Raw genomic sequence first — 3,121 nt, 5'->3', positions numbered from 1 at the left:
CAAGCGCGTTGCAAAGTACGGGTCGTCAGGCGGTGAAAAGCCGAAGGCAATCCTGTGCGCCTCGTCAGACAAGATGTGCGGCCGCATCAATCGGGCCCAAATGCCGCACTCTCACGAATAGGACGGGCTAGTGCGGATGTCGGATGAGGAACACGTCTTCCTGCTGACCCAGCATCACATCGTCTCGGACGGCGGTCGATTGGGCGTGCTGGTGCATGAACTCAGTCGGCTTTACCGGGCGTTCGAGGCTGGACAGGACGATCCTTTGCCGCCGTTGGCGATCCAGTATCCGGATTATGCCGCCTGGCAACGGCAGTGGCTGTCGGGGAACGGCTGCAGAAGCAGGCGAAGTATTGGCGCAACGCCCTGTCAGGCACGGCCCGTCTTGTCTTGCCGACGGACCGTGCGCGGCCGGCCCAGCAGTCGTTTGCCGGGGGCCAGTGTTCCTGTTGTCATCGATGCGGATCTGACGCGGGACTTGAAGCGGCTGAGCCGGCAGCATGGCACGAAGTTGTTCCTGACGGTGCTGGCGGGCTGGGCGGCGGTGCTGTCGCGTCTGTCGGGGCAGGACGACCCTCCCCATCCGCTGCCAACAGAACTATCCGGGCCCGCTTTTCACGCTCCGGAAGCTGACTGAAACGGAGAGCGGCTTCGAACAAGAAAGTCTCAGCCAAGGGCGCGCAGAAAAGCTGGCGCCGTCTCGATGGCCATAACCAGTTCTTGGTGTTGCACGCCGGAAAGGATTGACAATTCTGTTTTAGAAAGTCGGTCTGACGCTCAATAACCCCGGTGATGACGCAAACGCGCCCGATGGACCTACCAAAAATGGTCGGCCGTACTGTTACAGGAACAGGGATATACTGTCGCTCTCAACGGAGTGAGATCTGTGCCTACACGATTAGATGTCATCGAACGGGGTTTAGCCGGAAGTATTTTCCGGTTCAAGGTTGAGCAAGAGAAGCCGTGTGTAAGGCGGAGTGTCTTGACAGATCGGGAGTAGATATAGTCTATATTGAGACTACCTCATGACATTCAAGACGGGATCGAGGTCATCGCCAAGCCGACCGACCGTCAGCCCACAACCGCCGCCGCCTGACCGGCCCCGGCGGTCACCAAAATTCGGCGATAGCTCGCGACTCGGTCCTGCAGGTAGTACTATTCAGTGTCCCCATCACAGGAATGAGAAGCGACTATGACCTCGGACGTAATCTGTTCTTTCTGTAGAATGGAGGCGCAGCATGTTCTTGCGATCGTCACCGCTCCTGACGGAGCAGCTGCTATTTGTGATGAATGCGTTCAAGTGTGCGTTCAAGCTATCGCAGCTCGTTCACCTGAATGGTTGGAGAAGCATCGACGGTTCGTCGGGGAGCTAGGGAGCAGCGGCGGCTTTCAGCGGGAATAATCGATCAGTTTGAAGACCATCGCAAGCGCAGTCATGTTCGACAGGCAACCCTTGGATCGGATGGTGCGGTGGCGCACGGTAGCGAAGGTGCTTTCGAAGGGGCGTTTTGGTCGGGAAGCGCTTGCAGTATGGTCACCAACTCTTGGACCGTCATCGCGCCCACCGTGGTTTCGGGCGGTCACACGAGCAAGGCGAGTACTGTCAGCACGACCGGCACTAAGCTGCGCAATTGCGAATGACGACGGATGGGACTGCTCCAGGCCCACCTCATTCATACCGCTCTAGCCGAACAGCCGCATCAGCAACGCCTTGCCGACCGGCGCCGCGCGCACGCTGCGGAAGGCGCGGACATATTCGCCGGCATAGAATGCGCGGACGACATTGATCCGCGTCGCAACCGCGTCCTCGAAACGGACGCCGAAGCCGTCGCGAGTGCGGCGGACAACGGTCGCGCTCACGTTCTGGCCATAGACATTGCACTTGATCGAGGCGCCGATTGGCGGCGGGGCGGGATCGATGAAGCGCGCGCCCGAAATCGAGATGTCGGCCATCCGCACCAGCCGCGGCTCGGCGCCTTCGTGAACTAGGATCGGCTCGTCGCGTTCGAAACGCTCGGCCTTGCGGCGCCGCGGCTGCTCGATGCAGATGAAGCGCACGATCGCGAGCACGACGCAATTGTACAGAACCATAGGGTTGGGCCTCAGAAATCCAAGCGAGATAGTATCAGTGGCCATCAATGGGCCAGCGTATAACGGCCCCGTTCGGTGGGACGGTGCTCCCATGTCGAAGGGGCACCCCAAAAGCACATTGGCCGTTCAGGATTACGGTTTCTGAACCCCGCCCGCACTGACAATTCAGGGGCCGGTCAATGAATCAGGCACAGCAGCAGAAGCCCTCTCCTGAAGACAAAGTTTCCGTCACCAAGGATAAGGACGCGGGCGCATGCGGATTGCAGCGCGATTTGCAGGATCGGTTGCAGCCGGCGCACGACGAGCCGGTGAGCGAGCCCGTCAGCGATAGTGCTCCCCATCCCGAAGCACCTGCAGGCTCGGGCCGGTGGGTTCGCCGCCTGCTCAAGGTCGGCATTGGTCTTGCGATCGTGGCCGTCTTCGGATGGTTGCCGCTGAAGGCCGTGCTGCAGACCTCGAGCGTCGAGGCCGTGGTCAATGCCAGGATCGCGACGTTGCGCTCGCCGATCGACGGCACCCGTGAGCGCGAAGCCGCCGCAAGACTCGACGCAACTCAGCGTGGTCCATGAGGGCGACGCGATCCTTCATGTCGTCAACGCGCGTGGCGATCGCGTGCGGCTCGACGATCTTCGGCGGCAGATGTCGCGGCAGGAGAACGAGCGCCCGAGCCTTGCCGCTAAGCTGGCGCCGCCGAGACCGCGCAACAGGGCCTCGCCCGCCAGGCGGGCCAGTTCCGCGATGGCCGCATCCTTCAGCTCGAGGCGCGCATCGCCGAAATCCAGTCGGCGATCGAGGCCGCGGCCGCGCGACGGGAAGAGGCGGCGGCCGCTGTGGAGCGGGCCTCGTCCCTGATCAAATCGGGCAGCGTCTCGACGGTCGAGATGGCCCGCCTGACGCGTGAGCAGGCAATCGCCCAGCAGACCGAGATCGGCGCCCGCCGCCGGCTCGACGCAGGGCATCGTCAACTTAATCGACCGCCGAGCCGAAGGAGGCGATTCTCAGAGGTCGAGAGTCGGCGATAGCGCTTGTC

5 protein-coding genes are annotated in these 3,121 nt (G+C 61.8%); 3 read left to right on the top strand and 2 right to left on the bottom strand.

Annotated elements, in window-relative coordinates:
- Nucleotides 1–136: 136 nt before the first annotated feature.
- On the top strand, nt 137–637 hold the full coding sequence (locus IF809_RS38285; RefSeq protein ID WP_038937460.1) for a condensation domain-containing protein: 501 nt from the start codon (nt 137–139) through the stop codon (nt 635–637).
- A gap of 555 nt (nt 638–1,192) precedes the next feature.
- On the top strand, nt 1,193–1,402 hold the full coding sequence (locus tag IF809_RS38280; RefSeq protein WP_080586833.1) for a ClpX C4-type zinc finger protein: 210 nt from the start codon (nt 1,193–1,195) through the stop codon (nt 1,400–1,402).
- Nucleotides 1,403–1,683: 281 nt separating this feature from the next.
- Here IF809_RS38280 and IF809_RS38275 read toward each other — a convergent pair whose 3' ends face one another.
- The gene (locus tag IF809_RS38275; RefSeq protein WP_014498017.1) at nt 1,684–2,091 is read right to left on the bottom strand and encodes a PilZ domain-containing protein; all 408 of its coding nucleotides are present in this window, start codon (nt 2,089–2,091) and stop codon (nt 1,684–1,686) included.
- Nucleotides 2,092–2,270: 179 nt separating this feature from the next.
- On the opposite strand from IF809_RS38275, the gene IF809_RS38270 reads away from it, so the two are divergent.
- Nucleotides 2,271–2,660, top strand: coding sequence for a hypothetical protein (locus tag IF809_RS38270; RefSeq protein ID WP_014498016.1), 390 nt, complete (start codon nt 2,271–2,273; stop codon nt 2,658–2,660).
- Nucleotides 2,661–2,675: 15 nt separating this feature from the next.
- Here IF809_RS38270 and IF809_RS38265 read toward each other — a convergent pair whose 3' ends face one another.
- Nucleotides 2,676–3,050: a hypothetical protein gene (locus tag IF809_RS38265; RefSeq protein ID WP_249162681.1), complete on the bottom strand. Its 375-nt coding sequence runs from the start codon at nt 3,048–3,050 to the stop codon at nt 2,676–2,678.
- Nucleotides 3,051–3,121 lie beyond the last annotated feature (71 nt).

The sequence above is a fragment of the Bradyrhizobium sp. UFLA06-24 genome (assembly GCF_054967145.1).
The sequence above is the reverse complement of the archived record's forward strand: the minus strand, read 5'-3'. Positions and strand labels throughout refer to the sequence as shown.

What these genes read in the sequence shown, in the direction of transcription:
- IF809_RS38280 (WP_080586833.1), top strand. Translation starts at nt 1,193, where the DNA reads ATGACCTCGGACGTAATCTGTTCTTTCTGTAGAATGGAGGCGCAGCAT.
- IF809_RS38275 (WP_014498017.1), bottom strand. Translation starts at nt 2,091, where the DNA reads ATGGTTCTGTACAATTGCGTCGTGCTCGCGATCGTGCGCTTCATCTGC.
- IF809_RS38285 (WP_038937460.1), top strand. Translation starts at nt 137, where the DNA reads ATGTCGGATGAGGAACACGTCTTCCTGCTGACCCAGCATCACATCGTC.
- IF809_RS38265 (WP_249162681.1), bottom strand. Translation starts at nt 3,050, where the DNA reads ATGCCCTGCGTCGAGCCGGCGGCGGGCGCCGATCTCGGTCTGCTGGGC.
- IF809_RS38270 (WP_014498016.1), top strand. Translation starts at nt 2,271, where the DNA reads ATGAATCAGGCACAGCAGCAGAAGCCCTCTCCTGAAGACAAAGTTTCC.